This is a genomic window from Desulfatibacillum alkenivorans DSM 16219, assembly GCF_900142135.1.
Classification (GTDB): Bacteria; Desulfobacterota; Desulfobacteria; order Desulfobacterales; family Desulfatibacillaceae; genus Desulfatibacillum; species Desulfatibacillum alkenivorans.
The window spans coordinates 302,621-322,107 of sequence record NZ_FQZU01000002.1 but is presented as its reverse complement, the minus strand read 5'-3'; the positions used below and the strand labels follow the sequence as shown (position 1 = coordinate 322,107).

Annotated in this window: 11 protein-coding genes and 1 riboswitch; of the genes, 8 read left to right on the top strand and 3 right to left on the bottom strand. The window is 55.0% G+C overall.

The window, feature by feature from the left end; all coding sequences use genetic code 11:
• Positions 1-133 precede the first annotated feature (133 nt).
• Positions 134-1,522, top strand: coding sequence for an aminotransferase-like domain-containing protein (locus tag BUE18_RS03435; RefSeq protein WP_073472833.1), 1,389 nt, complete (start codon positions 134-136; stop codon positions 1,520-1,522).
• A gap of 510 nt (positions 1,523-2,032) precedes the next feature.
• Here the strand turns inward: BUE18_RS03435 and BUE18_RS03430 are convergent.
• Positions 2,033-3,415, bottom strand: coding sequence for a B12-binding domain-containing radical SAM protein (locus BUE18_RS03430; RefSeq protein WP_073472831.1), 1,383 nt, complete (start codon positions 3,413-3,415; stop codon positions 2,033-2,035).
• Positions 3,416-3,673: 258 nt separating this feature from the next.
• Between BUE18_RS03430 and BUE18_RS03425 the strand changes: the two genes are divergently transcribed.
• Complete coding sequence (locus BUE18_RS03425) at positions 3,674-4,414, top strand: class I SAM-dependent methyltransferase (protein WP_170868249.1); 741 nt, start codon at positions 3,674-3,676, stop codon at positions 4,412-4,414.
• A gap of 14 nt (positions 4,415-4,428) precedes the next feature.
• Complete coding sequence (locus tag BUE18_RS03420) at positions 4,429-6,126, top strand: hypothetical protein (RefSeq protein WP_139264594.1); 1,698 nt, start codon at positions 4,429-4,431, stop codon at positions 6,124-6,126.
• A gap of 69 nt (positions 6,127-6,195) precedes the next feature.
• Here the strand turns inward: BUE18_RS03420 and BUE18_RS03415 are convergent, their stop codons facing one another.
• A complete protein-coding gene (locus tag BUE18_RS03415; RefSeq protein WP_073472827.1) occupies positions 6,196-8,220 on the bottom strand; it encodes a methyl-accepting chemotaxis protein in 2,025 nt (674 codons plus the stop codon).
• A gap of 224 nt (positions 8,221-8,444) precedes the next feature.
• Entirely contained in the window at positions 8,445-8,882 is a 438-nt protein-coding gene (locus BUE18_RS03410) for an Hpt domain-containing protein (protein WP_170868248.1), read from the bottom strand.
• Between the two features lie 614 nt (positions 8,883-9,496).
• Between BUE18_RS03410 and BUE18_RS03405 the strand changes: the two genes are divergently transcribed.
• The 5 genes from BUE18_RS03405 (at position 9,497) to BUE18_RS03380 (ending at position 18,675) form a co-directional block, all read left to right on the top strand.
• A complete protein-coding gene (locus BUE18_RS03405) occupies positions 9,497-11,710 on the top strand; it encodes a dockerin type I domain-containing protein (RefSeq protein WP_244549272.1) in 2,214 nt (737 codons plus the stop codon).
• A gap of 565 nt (positions 11,711-12,275) precedes the next feature.
• On the top strand, positions 12,276-14,588 hold the full coding sequence (locus BUE18_RS03400; protein ID WP_073472822.1) for a two-component regulator propeller domain-containing protein: 2,313 nt from the start codon (positions 12,276-12,278) through the stop codon (positions 14,586-14,588).
• Positions 14,589-14,877: 289 nt separating this feature from the next.
• Entirely contained in the window at positions 14,878-16,080 is a 1,203-nt protein-coding gene (locus BUE18_RS03395; protein ID WP_073472820.1) for a toxic anion resistance protein, read from the top strand.
• A gap of 464 nt (positions 16,081-16,544) precedes the next feature.
• On the top strand, positions 16,545-17,444 hold the full coding sequence (locus BUE18_RS03385) for an alpha/beta hydrolase (protein WP_073472817.1): 900 nt from the start codon (positions 16,545-16,547) through the stop codon (positions 17,442-17,444).
• A 195-nt stretch (positions 17,445-17,639) separates the two neighbouring features.
• A riboswitch (cyclic di-GMP riboswitch) is annotated at positions 17,640-17,719 on the top strand.
• A 62-nt stretch (positions 17,720-17,781) separates the two neighbouring features.
• Positions 17,782-18,675 (top strand): esterase/lipase family protein, encoded by an 894-nt coding sequence (locus BUE18_RS03380; protein ID WP_244549271.1) that lies wholly within the window; start codon positions 17,782-17,784, stop codon positions 18,673-18,675.
• Positions 18,676-19,487 lie beyond the last annotated feature (812 nt).

Sequence of the window (19,487 nt, the reverse complement as noted above, 5' to 3'; positions counted from 1 at the left end):
GTTAAGTTCAGAGGCGGTATTATTCCATAACCATCTGTTCATGAAGTGCTTTCTTTAAAAATATCCATCGCCCCTTGGAGCTATAGCCAGCATAGGCTTGACATTGAATGCAGTCAATTATAATATTGTATGCATGACAAATTGGACGCCCAAACCATTAGACCCCGCCCTGCCCCGCTACCTGGCCCTTGCCCGGGCCATTGCGGACGACGTGCGCGCCGGAGTTCTGCGCCCCGGCGACAAACTACCCACCCATCGAGACCTTGCCGACGCCTTGGGCGTAAACGTAAGCACGGTCACCCGGGGATATAAGGAGGCCATGCACCGGGGCCTGATTTGCGGGACCGTGGGGCGAGGCACCTTTATCACCGCGGACGCGGGCGCGGACAGGGCGCTGGTTTCCACGGAGTCGGTCCACGGGCCGAACTTACTGGAGTTGGGTCTGGTCACGCCTTTGTACGGACTGGAACCGGACGTGCGGGAAAGCATGGAGCGTCTGGCCAAAAGCCGGGATCTTTCCGGTTATTTAAGATACAGCGCGCCCGGCGGCCTGCCCGAACACAAGGAGGCGGGAGCGGCCTGGGCCGGGAAGCACGGAATGCCTTCGCCGCCGGACCGGGTGGTGGTTTTCTCCGGGGTGCAGCACGGCCTGACCTGCTGCATGCTGTCCTTGTTCCGGCCGGGGGAGCGCATCGCCGTGGAGCAGTTGACCTATCCGGGAATCAAGTCCCTTTCCTCCATGGCGGGATTGCAGCTTGCGCCGGTTGAAATGGACGAACAGGGCATGATCCCCGAAGCCCTGGACACGGCCTGCCGCCGGGACGAAATCCATGGGGTGTACTTAATGCCTGGGGTGCAAAACCCTACGGCCGCCTTTATGAGCATGGAGCGCAGGCAAGCCATCGCCCAAGTGATTGAAAAGCGGGGCTTAACGCTTTTGGAAGACGACGTCTATGCCATGTCGCGGGAAGAAAAAACGCCCCCTGTTTCTTCCTTAATCCCAAACAACGCCGTTTTTTTCGCCGGAATATCCAAGGCCTTCTGGCCTGGCCTGCGGGTGAGCTTTAGCGTGGTTCCGGCCCGATTCCAGCGCATCCTGGCCGAGGCGGTCCTGAACACGGTCTGGATGACGCCTCCCTTGAACGCGGCCCTGGCGTCGGAAATGATTCTCAGCGGAAAAGCCGATAAGGTCCTGGCGGCCAAAAGACAAGAGGCGGCCCGCCGGAACATTCGGGCGCGCGACATTTTGAACGGTTTTTCCTTCACAGGCTACGACACCGGCTTTTTTCTTTGGCTTAAGCTGCCCAGGCCGTGGACCGGCAGGTCTTATGAAGACGCGGCCCGGAACGCAGGCGTACGGGTGTTTGGAGCCGAAAAATTCGCCGTGGGAGGAACTCCCGCGCCTGCCGCAGCCCGCATATCCCTGACCGGGCCGGATTCCATGGACGCCCTCTCCAAAGGGCTTTCCGTGTTAAGGGGCATCCTGGAAGCCCCCGGCCCTCCCCCGGAAGGTATTCTTTAATGCTTAGCAAGTTGCTGCTGTTGGAACAATTTGCTTATGTATCTTCTGGGTTTTTGTCCATACCCCGCCGCTAATTCCACAATGACGCTGGGTCCCGGCTTGCGGACGATCCTGAAAAGCGGATCGCCCTTGCAGGGATGACGATTTTTTGAGGTTAAAGAAAATATTGAGGGAGCAAATCCATTTGTTGGGTTTCGCACGTATGTCTTTGGCTTTGATCATTATTCCGGCGAGGACTGGACAACCTTCTTTTGAAAAGTTCTGCAAGCTCTACCCAACCTACTATTTTTATGGATAAAAAGTAGGTTGGGTAGAGCGCTGGAGCAGAATATTAAACCGAGAAAACTGCGTCTTGATTAAACGCATTATAAAGTTTACATCGCCGCCGCGAAACCCAACAATGCAGGACGGCTGCTAAGGCCGCCGCGCCCCCAAAAACATAGACCCAGTGTCATTTTGGCCTGCCGCAGAGCATATTAATTGAGCGAACGGAACGTGGCGTCAATCAGGCTACAACACCCGGAGGGCGCTGAGGCGAAGGATTTGAAACAGGCTGACGTCCTGATAGGCGCCGGACAGGATAATCCGGGAAAAGGCCTTGGAGTAGAACCGGCGATAGGCTTGGCGGCGGATGCGGAAAAACTCCTCGTCCGGGATTTCTGAAAAATTGCAGGCGTTCCGGTGGTAGTCCATGTCCTCAGGGGCGCCCATTTTGCTCAGCTTGGGCAGGCACAGGTCGTAAAGCGGCGTTCCTTCAAAGGGCGTGACCACGAAAAAGGTGGCGAAGTTCAAGCGGGATTGGCAGGCGAAATCCACGGTGGCAAGAAGCTCGTCCCGGGTTTCGGTGGGGAATCCCAGCATAAAAAAGCCCACGGTGGTTATGCCCAAGTCAAAGGCCATGTTGATGGCTTCATTGACCTTTTTAAGGTCCAGATTCTTTTTAATGAGCTTTTGAAGCCTGGGCGATCCGGTTTCCACGGCGATGCCGGAAAAATGCACCCCCGCCTTTTTCAGTTTTTTCAGCAGACGCAAATTCAGCAAGTCGGCCCGCATGGCGTTGGGAAACGAAATTTTTATTTTCAATCCCCGATTGATAATCAGATCGCAGATCGCCTCGGCGCGTTCGGCGTTCAGGTTGAAAATGTCGTCCACGATTTCAATTTCCCGCACTCCGTGCCGGCGGACCAGGGCTTCAATCTCGTCCGCCACGTTTTCCGGGCTTCTGGGCCGAAAGCCCTTGCCGAAAATTCGGTGGCAGTAGATGCATTGATACGGGCAGGAGCGGGAGGTGAAAACCGGCATATACCGGTTTTTCCGAACGTTGGCGAAGCGTTCGGCTTTGGCGTAGGCGTTTATGTCGATCAAATCCCAGGCCGGGAAAGATAGGGCGTCCATGTTCTGGATTTCCAGGGCGGGCGGCGTTTTAATAATTTTTCCATCCCGTCGGAACGCCAGCCCGGGGATGTCCTCCAGACGGCCCTGGCCTGTCTCCAAAAAACGGACTACCGCGGGAAAGGTTTCCTCCCCCTCTCCCAAAACCGCCAGGTCAATGTTGGGGTCGGAAAGGACGTCTTCCGGACCGGATGTGGGATAAGGGCCGCCCGCAATCACCATCGGCGGCTTGGGCAGGGCCTTGAGGCCGGCGGCCAGCTCGTGGACCGTGTACGACTCCAGGGAGAACGCGGAAATTCCCGCAATGCCGGGCGCCATATCGCGGGCCGTTTTCAGGGCGTAACTCATGGGATCGGCATGCAAGCGCATGTCCAGAACGCGGACGTCATGGTCCCCCTGGCGCTTCAGGGCCGAAGCCAGGTACATAAGCCCCAGGGGCGGAGACGCCTGGATATGGGCCGCATTGCCCGACGTGGGTTTGATCAGAAGAATTTTCGTCATATTCGGTATTATGCTCGCAGAAGGCGCTTTTTTCACCCTCAGCGTTCAAATACAATAGGGGGCGGGGCCTGTCAAACTCCATGCGGCGGTCTTGGGTGAAAAGACTTGTGCTTGCAAGAAGCGGCGGGTTGTGCAAAAATTCGGCATCTTAATTTGGGAACCGCGGAGGAGATAAGGGTTCGGCGCCTCAAACTTGCGGCGTAAGGACCAAACCCTGCTCCGCTCCCGGCGGCGGATTCACCTCCCATGGACAAGGCCTTGAAAAATACATTAACCAACAATCCGGACGCCCGGGCGCCTGCGCAGCCCCTGGACGACGGAACCCGGGTTTTAATGCGCCTGGCCAAGGCGGACCGGTTCAACACCTGGATGGCGGACGCCATTCGCCCCTTTGTGGGGGAAAAGGTGCTGGAGATCGGCTCGGGAATCGGCAGCCTGACGAAGAAGCTCCTGCCCAGGCAAAGCTACACCTGCACGGACATCAACCCGTTCCATTTGGAAATCACGCGCAGGCTTACGGAAAACCGGCCCTATCTGGAGGTTTCGTATCTGGACTTGAACGACATCTCCCAATTCACCAAGGCCCGCCGTTCTTTCGACACCGTGGTCTGCATTAACGTCATCGAGCATCTGGAGGACGACCTGGGCGCCGTGAACAATATTTCCAGCCTGCTGGAGCCGGGCGGCCGGGCGGTGATTCTGGTTCCCCGGGGGCAGGCGTTTTTCGGGACTCTGGACGAACTGGTGGGGCATAAGCGCCGGTATTCCAAGGACATGCTTGTGGGCCTGGCAAGAAAGACGGGCCTGACCGTGGAGCGCATCATCCCGTATAACCGGGTGAGCACGGTGTTTTGGGTGCTTAACGGGCAGGTTCTGAAAAAAAGGAGCTTCGGAGGCTTTCAAGTCTATATGATGAACCTTCTGACGCCCCTGTTCCGGCGGGTTGACCGGTTTATCCCGTCTCCATCCTTAAGTTATCTGGCGGTGTTCAGAAAATAACCGGGCGGACTTTCATGACCAGGAATCGACGACACATCCTTGTTTTGCTCATCTACCTGGCTTTTTTTTCCCTGCTGTTTTTGCAATATCCTTTAAAAAACTGCCTGCCAGGCAATTACGACGCCTGGATGCAGATAGTCCTGTGGAAAACGCTCCTGACCAAGCTGCAAAGCCTTTTTACCGGAGAGTTTTTGGGGACCTTTTTTTATCCCGCGGAAAACGTCTTTTATTACGGCGAAACGTCGCTCATCACCACCGCCATTTTCGGAACGTGCAAAGTGTTGGGCGCCAGCGACCTATGGTGCTGCTACTGGATCATTGTGCTGGTTTTCGCCGGGGCGGCCTGGGGGGTGTACATCCTGGCCGGGAATTACACAAAAGACGCCGGCGGGGCTTTTTTCGCCGGATTCGCCTATGCGTGCTCCAACTTCCTGTTCGGAGGCATAGACGATGCGCCCATCTACTGCGCTTTGACAACGGGCCTGGCCCTGCATTATTTCCTGAAGTACATCCGCGAAAACCAGCCCAGACATCTGGTTTGGATGGCCGTCATTGGCGGACTTGAGGCTTATGTTTCGGTGTACGCCTTTGTGCTGCAAAGCGCGGCCCTGGCCTTGTTCGCCGTGGCGACCATTAAAAGCTGGGCCTCGTGGGACAAGATGAAAACAATCGCCCCGCGCGCCTTGCTGTATGTGCTCATCCCCCTGCCCCTGTTCGTATTTCATCTGTACGCCAAGGCCTACGGAAACGTGTATTTTCCCTGGCCCGTTCATCTGGTCATGGACGGAACCAGCCTTCGGCCCTGGAGTTTGTTCGGCGTCCTGCCCGGCAACCTGCTTTATCCGGCGACGACGTCCGATTACGTTGTGTGGAGCCATGTACGGATCATGGCCTTTGTGGGATTCGGGGTGTGGGGTCTGGCGTTGCTCGGGCTGATCAAAGCCCAGGGGAGAAAAATCGAACTGATTCTGCTGGCTCTGTTTGGCTTGATTTTCTCATTCGCCGTCAAAGACCTGAACGTCCTGGGCGACGTGTACCGCCTGCCCTTCTATTACACGGGCGACGACTCTTTGCTGAATTTCTTCCGGGTTCCCAGCCGATTTTTTATATTAACGTCCATGGCTTTGTCCATATTGGGCGGAATGGGCCTGAGCGTCGTCCGGCAATGGTGTGCGTCGCCGTGGATGAAGCGCGCCGTGCTGGCTGCATTTTTGGTCTTTCATTGCCTGGAGAACACGCCCTTTCCCCTGGCCGCCTATCCCATGGGCCCCATGGGCGATCCGCCCGCGGAATACAAGGAATATTTTCAGGGAATGGATGACGCCGTGATTCTGGACCTGCCATCCACGGACATCGCCGTTGTCCCCTTTGAGGACGATTATCTGTTCGGATTTAACCGGGAGTTCATCTACATGCACTGGCAGTTGGATCACAAAAGGCATATTCTAAACGGCATCAATGGCTATGCGCCTTCCTTCCGGGTGTATTTTGAAGGGCTGACGGACAAGGTTTTTTACGAGGGGAACCTGGAGGCGTTTGACAAATTCAGGCCCTACAAGCTAAGCCATGTGGTCTTTCACAAGGATCTTGTTTTGGAAAAGGACGAGGGCATGGAGGAGAGGTTAAAGGCCATGCCCTTTCTTGAGCTGAAAATGGAAACGCCCCGGCTGTGCATTTTTAGGGTCTTGCCTTCCAAGGCGACGCGCCATTGAACCTTTTCGGCATTGCCTTTGTCGCGGGGAAGGAATGCACCTGCCTTCCCCGCGCAATTGGACCAAAATTCAGACGCTCCATCCCTTATCTTCAATGGCAAGGCTGCCACTCGATAGCTGAAGCTGCGCTTGGTCTTCGTCAGACGCTTCAGCCTGATTTTGAGCTTGTTTTAATTGAAAGCCTTTCAGCACGCTTTTGAGGCTTGCAGCCTGAGCCGCCAATTCATGGGCCGCCGCGGCGGACTCTTCTGAACTCGCGGTGTTTTGCTGCATCACGGAATCCACTTGGCCCAAAGCCTGGTTGATCTGCGCCACGCCCTGGGCCTGCTCATCGGATGCAGTCGCTATTTCTCCCATAATATCAGTTATTTTTCCCACGCTTGCCACGATCTCCTGCAAAATGACGGAAGTTTGCGCTGCGACGTCGGATCCATTTTTCACTTTACTGGACGACCCTTCAATGAGTTCGGATGTTTCCGCAGCCGCTTTGGCGCTGCGTGCAGCGAGGGCTCGCACCTCCTGCGCAACCACTGCAAATCCTTTCCCGTGGACTCCGGCTCTGGCCGACTCCACGGCGGCGTTAAGAGCCAGCAAGTTGGTTTGAAAGGCGATATCATCAATAGCTTTGATAATTTTAGCAATATCAGCGCTGGATTTTTCTATATCATCCATGGCTTGCACCATGGAATCCATCTGTTGGCTTCCAGCTTGACTAGACTCCTTCATGGAGTCCACCAGCCGATTGGCATGAGACGCGTTTTCGGCATTGGCTTTAGCCTGGGTTCCTATTTCAGCCATGGATGCTGAAATTTCCTCCAGAGAAGCGGCTTGTTCGGTTGCCCCATGGGACAAAGCCGTACTGGATTCCGAGACCTGCCGGGCGCCTGTATCAATTTGGGAGCTTGCCAGACCCACCCTGCCAATGACAGTGTTCAGGCTGTCAGCCATATCTTCCAGCGCTTTACCCAACTCATCTTTTTCAGACGCGGCGATCCGGGTTTGAGAAAGGTCGCCTGCGGCGATCCTTTCGGCCGCATTCATTTTGTTCCTCAGGCTTTCAGACATTTTATCAAAAGCCTGAGCCAAATGCCCCAACTCATCCTCCCTTTCCATAGCCAATGTTCTGGAAAGATCCCCCAGGCTCACGGCTTCCGCCACGGTCATAAGCCTCTTGATGGCCCGGGCGGCGCTGAATCCAATGGCCGTGCTCACTGTGATTCCGATTATGGAAGCAAACAGCATCAGGATTGCAATATTCCTAAAAGAATCATTTACCTTACCAAAAACCTCCTCATTCGTTTTTTGCGTGATTCGATCAATGAGACTGGACGATTGTTCAGCGCCGGAAAGGACTTTCGCTCGCAGGGCCTCCTGCCTCTCCGTATTAATGATGTATTTTTGCGTCAGATCGGTGATATGCAGGTTAACTCTCTTGGCGTCCGCAGCTATCCCGTAAAACGGAGTTCCCTCCAAATTTTTCATATCCTTTTCAACATTTTTAAGTATGGCTTCCAGATAGGCTTGCAATTCATCTTTCCGGGTGGAGTTCCTTTTTAATTGCTCAAATAAAATCATGACCTCATAATTGGAGGAGGTGTTGATATTCGCTCCCGATATAACAAGGCGCTCCAAGGTGCTGACCTCCGCCCTTCTTTCTTCATCCGCCAGATTTGCCACGGTGGCGTTTATGTACTCATTGGATTTCTTGATCGATTCTTCTGAGAGAGCCCTTACCTGCCTTTCAAGTGCAGAGTTTTCGGACTCAAGAGCTTCATATTTCTGCAGGTTGCCCCAGACATCCTCCAACTGACGGACTATTTCCTGGACTTTGACCTGGCCCATAATGGACAGGTAATTGTTGTTCAGGGATTCAAAAGAAATTCTGGCGCCCAAATAGCCATGGATGTCCGTCGCCAGACCTCGTACATCCTGAGCTGTCTTCCCAAAGGATTTATGCCTGGCGGCCAAGTCCTTGATCATGGCGATATTGCTCAGGTACATAATCAGAACCGCAACAAGCACCAGTATGAAAATAAAGCCTGGAACAGCCATTTTTTGACGGAAGGACATTTTACGAAGGACTTTGATCGACATGACATTTCTCCTTTTTGGGAGGGGTTTTGTGCAGCGGTAATTTTTTTCATGCGACGTTCTTGCTTAGTATTTAGCAATATCTGTGCCTTAACGGCGGATATCAAAGAGTGCAGAGGAGAGGGGGGTTCGGCGGGCGATATTCGAAGAAATGACAAGCCGGCCCCGACAAACTTTTGACAAGACCGGCGAAAATTTTGGAAAGGGCCTAATGGGGACAGGATCCATCAAATATCCAGGACGCCCCACCATCCGATAACCCGTTTGAACAAGTCGAATTGCAAAAGCACTTCGTCTTTCATCAGACGCAGGTTGACGTTTTCTTTTTCCAAAACAGCCTGCTCCATTTGCTTGGCCGCGCTCCACAGGGACAAGGCGCTGATGCTGCCCGCCGTGCCGGCGATCTTGTGCGCAATCGCCTGGCAGGATTCAAGGGCGCCATCGTTTACGGCTTTCTCCAATCCCCTCATAAGCAAAGGCGCTTCATCCATGAATATCTTCAAGACTTTTTTGGCCAGGTTCATGTCCCCCATAACCTGGGCGAAGAACTTTTGCTTGTCGAAAATCAAGGAGGCCTGCTCCGCTATTACGGGCCGGGCCTTGGACCACGCCAGATCGCTTCCGTATTCGATGGTTTTGTTATCAACTGATTCGTGCAGGTTCATGCGACTCTCCAATCCGCTCAGATAAATTTTTATTCGTGCAGCAACGCTGTATAAAGTGATCTTCGTCACATGCCCCCAAAAACTTAACATAATTTTTTCATACCCTTTCCGCCAAGGGGCGCAGGGGCGATCCAAACGTCCGGCCATGCTGTTGGCCATGCCGGCGTGAGAAGCCCTGGCAACAAAAAATACTGTTTTTCTTCGCGTAACAATCATGCCTTCCCTAAGATCAGCAAAGGGGGGATCCCATAATTTGCTTGTGTTTCACACTTGGAAATAGTAATAAGTATCGTGTGGAGATAGGCTTACCGGACTTTCCGGAGGCTTGGTTTGAGGTGAAGTTTTAGGATCTTTGTTCCTGAAAATTCCTGCCCGAACAAAAAAATATTACGAATTGTAAACGGCTTGGCATGCCGGTGCGAACAGGTTCGTCCATTTTGCGCCGACCGCAGGCCAACGTTTTCCCCTCCACTTAGCGCCTTTGCTGGAACCCCATAGCGCGTTGTTTTCTATACGTTTTTTGAAAGGGTGTGAACATGATGAAAAATGGTCATAAAATCAACCCAACCGCTCCATTCAAAAATCGCCCCTTGGCATGGGCGCTTTTTTGTTTCATGCTGATTTTCCTGTGCACGGGATTTCAGACGGCGCTGGCCCAAGAGGAAGCCCCGCCTGACTGGTACAGAATCCGCACCAACAGCGTGCCTAATATGCCTCAAGACCTGACCGTGGATTCCACGGGCGCCGTCTGGGTCACGGCCGCCAATGACTCGGAGGATGAGCCTGGGGTCTGGCGTTTGCCTTCCGGTGAAACCCGCTTTCAATATTTGACCGACTCCCGGGCCAACAACTGGCTGGAGGGCGATTATAACAATGTCTTGGAAAAGCCTAATCTGAACGAAGAGATCAATTACGCGGCCCAGGATGACGACGGCAACGTGTGGTACGCCCTGAATAACCGGACCGTGCTGGTGGAAAAGGCGAACGGGGACTGGCTGACCTTTGACATGGTGGACACCAGCTATTTGGGATCGGACACCACCAACGTGGACAGCGCCCACACCATTCGATTCATCAACAACCAGGACGGAACCCAGGACGCATTGCTCATTGCATACCGGAGCATCCTAAGGGTTGATTCCAACTTCAACGTGACGGCAACCCGGGAGGTTTACCTCCAATACAATAATTACTTCATCCAGGACGCCTATTTCGACACCCACGGAAGATACTGGGTGTGCGACGGGTACGGCGTGCAGTTTGGAACAAACCTTCTGAATACTGAGTTTCCGGCATACTCCGATGCCTACAAAAACGACCCGGAGGCGCCGCCCTCTAATCCATGGGTCGTCACATCCACCATCGAAGCCGTAACGCACATCATGGAAGATTCTTTGGGAAACATGTGGTTCAGCAGCGACAGCGGAGTTTACTGCCTGACCAATCCGGACGGCGCGGACGACTGGCTCAAATACGACATCAACGCATTGACGGGCGCCAGCAACACGATTAATTGCATGGCGGCGGGCGCCAACGGAACCATGTGGTTCGGGGCGCGTTACAGCGGAATCGTCACGTACGCCCCCGGGTCGGGCTGGTCTCGGACCACATGCGCCATCCTGGGGATTCCCAGCGAACAAATTTTAAGCATGGAGGAGCACGACTCCAAGCTATGGTTCACCACCTACGACAATTCAGTCAATGCGGGCGTGTACGCCCTGAATTTATCCGACTCCTCGGTGACCTCCTGGACCTATCGGGAAAGCAGCACATCCCTCACCAGCAACCGCATTAACAGCGTGGCGGCCGACCTCAGCGGAGGCGTGTGGTTCGCGTCCTACGATCTGCCCGAGGTCGCCCGCATGAAGGCGGACGGGACCTGGGTTCAGTACGCGACGGACGCCATGGATCTTCTCTGGTCCCGAGGGAGCGGCAGCATTCCCGGAATCGGCGTGGATTCCAACAACATTGTCTACATGGCGCCCACGCGCCGTTCCCCCATTGCCTATGACATCACCGCGGAGCAATGGCTGTCCCTGCCCTCCGATCCCCCGGCCCCCCAGGCGGACACCGTGTTCTACGGTTTGTACGTCGATCCCAAGGACGGCAAGTGGTTCCTGGGCGCTGATTGGGTTTATTATCTGAATGCGGACAACTCCGCCTGGACGATCTACGACACAAACGACGAAACCACGTTTTCCGATTACCGGGTGACCAACGCCCTCATGGACGCCGAGGAAAACATGTGGTTCTCCACCTATTACGGCCTGTGCCTCGCCAAAAACGATCCCGTCAGCGGAACCGTCTGGATCCAGTTTGAATCCGGCGACGGCACGGGATATGCGGGCTGGTACACGGACCGGGTCTTTTTGGACGAAGACGGCGTAATCTGGAATTCGGCCAGCCAGACATATGACAGCGCCAACAATACCTGGACCACCCAGACGGATGCCACCCCCTTTAATACCCGGCCTCTGCGTTTTCTGAACGGAAACATCCCGGCCGATGTGGATTTGGCCGGGGCGCCGGAAGCGTTGTCCGGCACAGTCCAGGATCGCATGACCGTGGATACGGAAGGCAATATATACTTTGCCGGCGGCATGTTCTGGGTCCAATCCGTCAATAAAGGCATTATTGTCTGCAGCCCGGTAAAGGGCGACGTGTCCCGGGACGGACGCATTGATCTGGCCGACGCCGTGCTTTCCATGGGATCCCTGGCGGGCAAGGCCTCGGGCATCCAGTCCGCGCCCACGGACGTGACCGGCGACGGCAAGGTGGATCAGGCCGAAAGCCTTTTTGTGCTGCAAAAAGTGGCTGGCCTGCGGTAAAAAAACTACGGATTATCCATAAGGGGCGGTTTGGAGGCGGTTGCTTCCCAAGCCGCCCTTTTTTTTTAACCTTCCCTCCAGGGACCCAATCCCGCCCCATTTACCTGCTGTTCTTCACTTTCCGTAATCTCTCAGCAGTAATGTTGTTTGTTTTTTGCACGCCGCCGGCTATTGACAATGGCGGATATAAAGAACGCCTTCACACTCTCTTAATCATCGCCTGAATACTTTTGAGGCAGTTCCATTTTCCCTAAGTTTTCGAGAACGGAGGGCTTGAAAATTATCTTGCCTTTCGCCCATGGCAAGGCTATTTAATACAATGTGGAGCAAGGCCTTCCGAATCTTCCGGAGGCTTGGTTCGAGGTGAGGTTTTGGGATATTTTCTCCTGAAATCTTCTACCCGAACTTGAAAATAGCTGGAATTTAAAACGGCTTGCATGGCCGGATGAGTAAATTCGTCCTTCCTGCGCCGTCCGCGCACATAATTTTTCACCTCCACGCAGCACCTTTGCTGAAGATCGATCGAACCTTGTTTTCTTCACAATTTATTTGAAGGGGTGTGGCCATGTTGAAAGAATTTCGTAAACTCTACGCAATCCGTCTCTTTAAAAAACGCCTCTTTACCGGGACGCTTCTCGGTCTCATGCTGATTTTCCTGTGCTCAGGTTTTCAAACGGCGCTGGCCCAGGAAGAAACCCCGCCGGACTGGTACAGAATACGCGCCAACAGCGTGCCTTATATGCCTCAAGACCTGACCGTGGATTCCACGGGCGCGGTGTGGGTCACGGCCTCCAATGGCTCGGAATATGATCCTGGGGTCTGGCGTTTGCCTTCCGGTGAAACCCGCTTTCAGTATCTGACCAATTCCCGGGCCAATAACTGGCTGGAAGGCGATTACAATAACGTGGTGGAAAAGCCTCAGTTGAATGAGGAGATAAACTACGTGGTCCGGGATAAAGCCGGCAACGCCTGGTACGCCCTGGACAACCGCACCGTGCTGGTGCAAAAGCCGGATGACTCCTGGCTCACGATCACCATGGAAAATACCCAATCCGGCTTTACGGACACCACCCATGTGGACAGCGTCCACACCATCCATTTGATTGACAATCAGGACGGGTCCCAAAACGTTTTGCTGGTCGCCTACAAAAGCCTCAAACACCTGGACCCTTCTTTCAACGTGGCGGAAACCGTGGCCGTATATTCCACGTATAACAACGACCTGATCCAGGACGCTTACATTGACAGCCAGGGGAGACACTGGATGGCCAACGAACGGGGGCTGTACCAGGGTTCAACCATGTACGACATGGCTCTGGTGGGCGATCCCGTCTACCACCCGGAGTATACTAATGACCCGGAAGTTCCCCAGGAGAACAGCCCCATCACGTGCATCATGGAGGATGCGTCCGGGAACATGTGGTTTGGCAATTCAACCTACGGGACCGGGGGGGTTTTTTGCCTCACAACCGGGGACGACTGGGTGTATTACAATCTCTCCACCGTGGCCAACGGCTCCAGTAATGCCGTCAACCGGTTGGCCCCTGCGTCCGACGGCGGCATGTGGTTCGCCCCCAACTATAGCGGCATCGTCAAATACAGCCCCGCCAGTGGAGGGACCTGGACCCGCACCACCTGCGCCAGCCTGGGCGTGGGAAGTGAACAGGTTCTGAGCTTGCAGGAACACGGCGGCGTTCTGTGGTTTGTTGTGGATGTTGCGACTAACTATGGTTCCGGCGTGCACGGCTGGACTTTAGGGTCCAGGAAAGAAGACCCCCAGGTGGTTTCCTATAATTATAGGAAAACAAGCACCACCCTGACCAGCCACCGCATCAATTCCATAGCCGGAGACCTGAGCGGGGGCGTGTGGTTCGCCGCCTATGACGCCCCCAGCGTGGCCCGATTGAAAGCCGACGGAACCTGGGTTCAGTATAGGGAAGACGCCATGGGCCTGCCCGGGGACCCTAGTTCCGGCAGCGTCACCGGCGTTGGGGTGGATTCCCGTAACATTGCCTATTTCGCCCCCACCCGCCGCGCCCCCCTGGCCTACGACATCAACACGGAGCAGTGGCTGGACCTGCCCTCCGAATCTCCAGCCCCCCCGGCCGACACTTATTTTTATAACCTGTATGTGGATCCCCTGGACGGCAAGTGGTTCCTGGGGGCAAACAATGTGTATCATCTGAACGCGGACAACTCGGCCTGGGAGATTTTCGACACCAACGACGCCGCCAAGTTCCCCGACTACCGGATTCAATACGCTCTTATGGACGGGGAGGAAAACATCTGGTTCATGACCACCTTCATCAGCACCCCCAAGGTGAGCGTCAGGAAAAAGGATCCCGAAGGGGGGGATCCCACATGGCATGTCTTTACTCGGGGAGACGCCTCCGGCTTCCTGGGAGGCCCTCGCCTGTACGTGGACAAAAATGGCGCCGTATGGAATACGGCCAGCCAGACCTTTGACAGCGAGACGAACACCTGGGTCACCCAGACCGACGCCACGCTTTTCAACACCCGGCCCATGCCTTTTTTGAACGGCGGCATTCCCGCAAACATGGTATTCGACGGCGCCCCCGTGCCAGCCAACCAAACAAACCAGGATCTGATGACCGTGAACGCCCAGGGCGACATCTACTTCTGCGGAGGCATGGTTTGGCTTCAATCCATTAACGCGGGTATTGTGGTGCGCAGGCCGGTCATGGGCGACGTATCCCGGGACGGACGCATTGATCTGGCAGACGCCGTACTTTCCATGGGCGCCTTGTCAGGCAAAACCACGGGAGTGCAATCCACCCCCACGGACGTCACCGGCGACGGCAAGGTGGATCAGGCGGAAAGCATCTACGTGCTTCAAAAAGTGGCGGGCCTGCGGTAGATAAAAAACTGCGAATTATCTCCAAGGGGCGGTTTGGAGGCGGTTGCTTTCCGAGCCGCCCCTTTTGTTGCCGTCTTTCAGGGGATGCGCCTCCATTGCCGGGGCCGCCCACGTCTTTTAACAAAAACCAAACCTTGATAAATTATGAAAAGACGGGACGGACGGCATTGACAACCCTTCCGGCCCTTTAGTAATAGTCAGTTTTTCGGCAGCAATGCTTCGGCGCGTTCATTCCGCCCGTCGGATATAAAAAAAACAAACACCCAGGATTCCCAGGAGGAATACGGTTATGACAGAAAACGGACAATCTCCCGTCATCGACGCTGAAATCGTGGAGCAAAGCCCGGAGCAGGCTTTAAAAGAACTGGTTCCCGCCGTGCTGGAGCCGCCCAAAAACGTCCCCGCGCCCGAGGCGGACGCCGCCAAGGAAGCCGCCCTGGTCCTGCTGGAAAAAATCAAGGCCGACCCCACGGACAGGACCGCGCTTCGGGAGGCGACCTCCGTGGGCGACGACGTCCAGACCAAGGCCAACGGGGAGTTCGGGCTTATGCGCACCTCTTTGGGCAAGGTCATGGACCGGATGAGCAATGGCGAAAAGAACAGCATCCCCCAGGATTTGGTGAAATTGCGCGAGGTCATGGACCAGATCAACCCGTATCCGGCCATCGAGCAGTTGAAAAAATCCCAGACCGCGGGCTTTTTCTCCCGCATGTTCAGGGGCGTGCCCGGCGTAGGCAAGATCCTGGCCGACATTGCCATGCGTTATGAGTCGGTCCAGACCCAGGTGGACGCCATTATCCAGTCCCTGATGGCGGGCAGCGACAAGCTGCTGGAAAACACCCTGGAAATCGAAGAGCGGTACAACAACCTCAAGCAGCTTCAAAACGAGCTGCGGCTGCGGGGCTACAAGCTCCAGGTGCTTTTGCAGGAGATGGAAAAGCTCCAGCCAGAAATGACCGACGAAATCGAAAAGCAGGCCCTGCAAAAGGCCATTGTCCGGGTGGTGAGAAGGCTCCAGAACATCAAGGTGACCGAAAACGCATTCTCCCAGTTTTTCGTGACCATGAACATCACCATGGACAACCACGACAACCTGCGGGACTCCATCAAAAGCATGGTCAACCTCACCCGCCCGGTCCTGGAAAACGGCCTGGCCCTCAAAATCGCCCAGCAGGACGAAAAGGAAATCGCCCAGGCCCTGGCCGCCTCCCAAGAGTACCTGGGCGGGCTCATGGTGTCCATCGCCGAGGACTCCATGGACAACGCGGCCGAGGTGGCCAAGGTCACCAACGAGCCTCTGGTGCGCTTTCAGGATCTGGTCAAGTCCTACAATATCCTCACCTCCCGCATGGCCGAAGCCTCCAAGATCGAAGGCCAGATGCTGGAATCCGCCAAGTCCAACATGGCCCAGTTAGAGGAAATGACCAAGGACATGGAAAAACGCGCCCAGGCCCAGGAAGCCGCCCGGGACGCCGTGAACAAAATCGATTAACAGCCCCCTTAAAAGCGGGCTTTGACAGATTTTAAAACCGGGATGGACGGCTGGCAACGGCCGTCAGTCCCGGTTTTTTTATTCCGAGGTCGGGGCGCCGTCATTATGTGCAAATCACGTCATCAGTTTATTTTGTAAACCAGGTCTCCGGTTTGTATTCGGATGGAGGGGTAGTTGCGAGGTCTCCTCGCTGTGGTTGCGCGGTCCCCGCGTTCTTTGGGCCGGAAGCCCAGCCCCTGCTTCGGGCGGGGCAAGCCCCGCACCCTGCATAAACATTTGGAATAGGAAACCCTGCCCGGCATGCCCCAAAAAGGAGCGGCGCCGGGGCCGTTTCGAGATCTGACAGGGCTCTTATCGCCTCTTTCCAACTTATATCTCCTTGACAATCCGATCGTTCAATTTTATTCTGCCGCAAAGACTGACATGTCAGTTTATTTATCCAACAAACAAACCAGGGAGGGGCGATGGCGGCAAGATCCAACGGTCGGAAAAAACCTAATGTTCTGTTAAGATCCATGTTCAATGACAGCCCCCAATCCCTTTGGTTTCAACGATTTATGCTGGACGGAATCGTCAAGACTTTGGGCAGGACGCCCCAAAAGGCCAAAATCATCAAAACCCGCATAGAGAGCATGCCGGCGGAAATCATAACCGGATGGGCGCATACGGACGGCAGGACCCTGTTGTACCTCCACGGCGGGGCGTATCTCATGGGCTCCATCAGCACCCACAGGCCCCTGGCCTCGGCCCTGTGCCGCATAACCTCGGCCCGGGGAGTGATCATAGATTACCGCCTGGCGCCGGAGCACCCTTTTCCCGCGGCTTTGGAAGACGCCCTTTTGGCTTACGGCGCGATTCTGGCTTCCGGGGTTAAGCCGGAAAAAATCGTCATCGCAGGAGACTCCGCGGGGGGAGGCCTGACCCTGGCCCTGCTGCTGGCGCTCAAGCAAAAAAGCCTCCCCCTGCCGGCCGGAGCCTACTGCATGTCCCCCTGGACCAACCTGTACGAATGCAATAAGTCCGGCCAATTTCAAAGAACGGGCGTCAAGCATCGCCAGGACCGGTATGTGCGCTACGCCTCGGACCTTTACGCGGCCGGATCGGATAAGAAAAATCCTCTGATCAGCCCGGCCTACGGTGATTACGCCGGCCTGCCGCCCATTTTGGTTCAGGCGGCAAAGGGCGAGCTTCTCCGCTGCGACGCCCGGGAAACCGTGGAACGCGCCCAGGCCCACGGCGTGGATGCGGCCCTGGAAATTTACAACAGCAGGGTCCACGTGCTCCAGGGCCTGGCAGGACGCTCCGGCCTGGGAAGGTCCCTGTTGATCCGCGGCGGACGGTTTTTGGCTGATCGACTGGATTAAAGGGCCAAAATTAACAGGTCAGCCCCATGGTGCATCCGACCCGAATGACGGCTGATATTTATAACGGTGTTCTTACCCATGTGTAGAATTTTTTTCTTGACAGGCGTAGAAGTTTTGAGATAAATTCCGTTCAACGCGGGTGAAAAAGTACGATCTTCAAAGCCTACACTTCACCCGGGCGAATTCCAAATCAACAATTCGTTTTGCCAAACCGGTCGCGAGGCCGGGACGGAAAGCCACGGGTCTTGATCATAAAAGACAGCCGGGTTGCACTTCAGAGGCAACCCGGCTTTTTTAGTTTTATCTCACCACACCATAACTTCTCAGGGGGAGAACGATGATGAAGAAGCAAGCATTAATTCTGGCGTTGGCCGCTCTTTTGCTGATTCCCGGACTGGCGCTCGCCGGCGGCAGCAAGGACATTTGCGACACCAAGTACCCGGTGGTTCTGGCCCATGGCATGGGCGCATCGGCCGAGATCCTGGGGATCATGGATTACTGGTGGGGCATTGAGGAAGCGCTGGAAGACGAAGGCGCCGAAGTGTACATCACGTCGGTCAACGGCATGGACGCCACGGAAAACAAGGCTGCTGACTTTCAGCGTCAGGCTTTTCAAATCATGGCTGTGTCCGGCGCCTCCAAGATTAACGTCATCGGCCACTCCCACGGAACCATATACACCCGGTACGCCATGTCCAACCTGAGCCTGGGCCGCTACGTCAAAAGCCACACCAGCATTGCAGGGCCCCACCAGGGAAGCAGCATCGCCGACCTGATCATGAACGGCCTTCCCTCCGGATTGCTGAGCGTGGGCGGCGACGTCCTGGATTTTGTCTACGCCTTCATCTTCGGCGATGACAATCCTCAAAGCCTGGAAAACGGCTACGACCTGGTGACCGACTACATGAGCGACGTGTTCAATCCCAACACGCCCAACCTGAGCAGCGTGTACTACCAAAGCTGGGCCGCCAAGGCCAAAGCAGGCTGCAACAGCGTGGTCCTGGCCCCCACCTGGCTGATCATGCTTGGCTACGAAGGCTCCAATGACGGGCTGGTCGGCGTGGAAAGCGCCAAATGGGGCAAATTCCGCGGCGTGGAAGACGGCGCATGGTGGAGCCTGGGCGTGGATCACCTGAACATTGTGGGCCAGCTTTTCGGCATCACCCCCGGTTTTGACGCTCCCGACTTCTTCGTGGACATCGTGAGCGACCTGAAGGACAGGGGATACTGATTGATTCCCAAACTAAAAATGTAAACAGTCCTTGAAATACAAAGGGAGTCCGGTCAGTCCGGGCTCCCTTTTTTGCGTTTTCAAATACGGGCGTTTGGGCTTGGAGGCCGCCATCTTTATTGCAGGCTGGTGACAAGTTGCGTTCAAACAAGTAATTGCCTTTCAAGGCAAGTCCATAATGGCGCTGGGTTCCGGCTTGCAGGACGGTCTTTAAATACAGACCGTCCCTTGCCGGGATGACGAGATTTTGCGGCCATCGAAAGAACAGAGGACGCTTGAAGGCCTTATATATGGGCGCCCCCCTTTGTCTGGGTATTGCCGCTGCTCTCCGTCATCCCCGTGGAGGGATGCGGCGGGATGATTGCCTCAGTTATGCAATTATCCTGACGGACTCCCGGAAACGGGAACCCAGTGTCATTGGAATAGCGCCTAAATAGGGACAAAAAAACCGGAAACGGTATATAAGAAAGGAGTAATAATGGGCATGGCGCTAAGCCGGCATGGATAGTTGGAGGCGCTTGCTTGAAATAATCTCCGGTCCTTTCCAATAAGAGGCAGTTTCGGAAAACCCGCACTCCTCCAAAATGTCTTGAAACGTTCCTTGCTCCATGGCTGTCTCAATAAAAAGCTCAACAGCCTCTCATAGATTTTTAGCAGCCTCATCCGGATTCCGTCCGCAGCTTGCAATGTCTATTTCAGGAGCGTAGGCGATAAAAACGTCTTTTTCTTTTAGAATTTGGGTGGTCAGTTGAATATCCATGGGATAACCTCCTCTTAAGAAATCCTTTACAAATTGCAGGGTGAAATCATGA

Bases quoted from the DNA above. Each gene is read 5' to 3' on its own strand.
- BUE18_RS03405 (WP_244549272.1), top strand. From the start codon at position 9,497: ATGCTGATTTTCCTGTGCACGGGATTTCAGACGGCGCTGGCCCAAGAG.
- BUE18_RS03380 (WP_244549271.1), top strand. From the start codon at position 17,782: ATGATGAAGAAGCAAGCATTAATTCTGGCGTTGGCCGCTCTTTTGCTG.
- BUE18_RS03420 (WP_139264594.1), top strand. From the start codon at position 4,429: ATGACCAGGAATCGACGACACATCCTTGTTTTGCTCATCTACCTGGCT.
- BUE18_RS03395 (WP_073472820.1), top strand. From the start codon at position 14,878: ATGACAGAAAACGGACAATCTCCCGTCATCGACGCTGAAATCGTGGAG.
- BUE18_RS03410 (WP_170868248.1), bottom strand. From the start codon at position 8,882: ATGAACCTGCACGAATCAGTTGATAACAAAACCATCGAATACGGAAGC.
- BUE18_RS03385 (WP_073472817.1), top strand. From the start codon at position 16,545: ATGGCGGCAAGATCCAACGGTCGGAAAAAACCTAATGTTCTGTTAAGA.
- BUE18_RS03430 (WP_073472831.1), bottom strand. From the start codon at position 3,415: ATGACGAAAATTCTTCTGATCAAACCCACGTCGGGCAATGCGGCCCAT.
- BUE18_RS03435 (WP_073472833.1), top strand. From the start codon at position 134: ATGACAAATTGGACGCCCAAACCATTAGACCCCGCCCTGCCCCGCTAC.
- BUE18_RS03400 (WP_073472822.1), top strand. From the start codon at position 12,276: ATGTTGAAAGAATTTCGTAAACTCTACGCAATCCGTCTCTTTAAAAAA.
- BUE18_RS03415 (WP_073472827.1), bottom strand. From the start codon at position 8,220: ATGTCGATCAAAGTCCTTCGTAAAATGTCCTTCCGTCAAAAAATGGCT.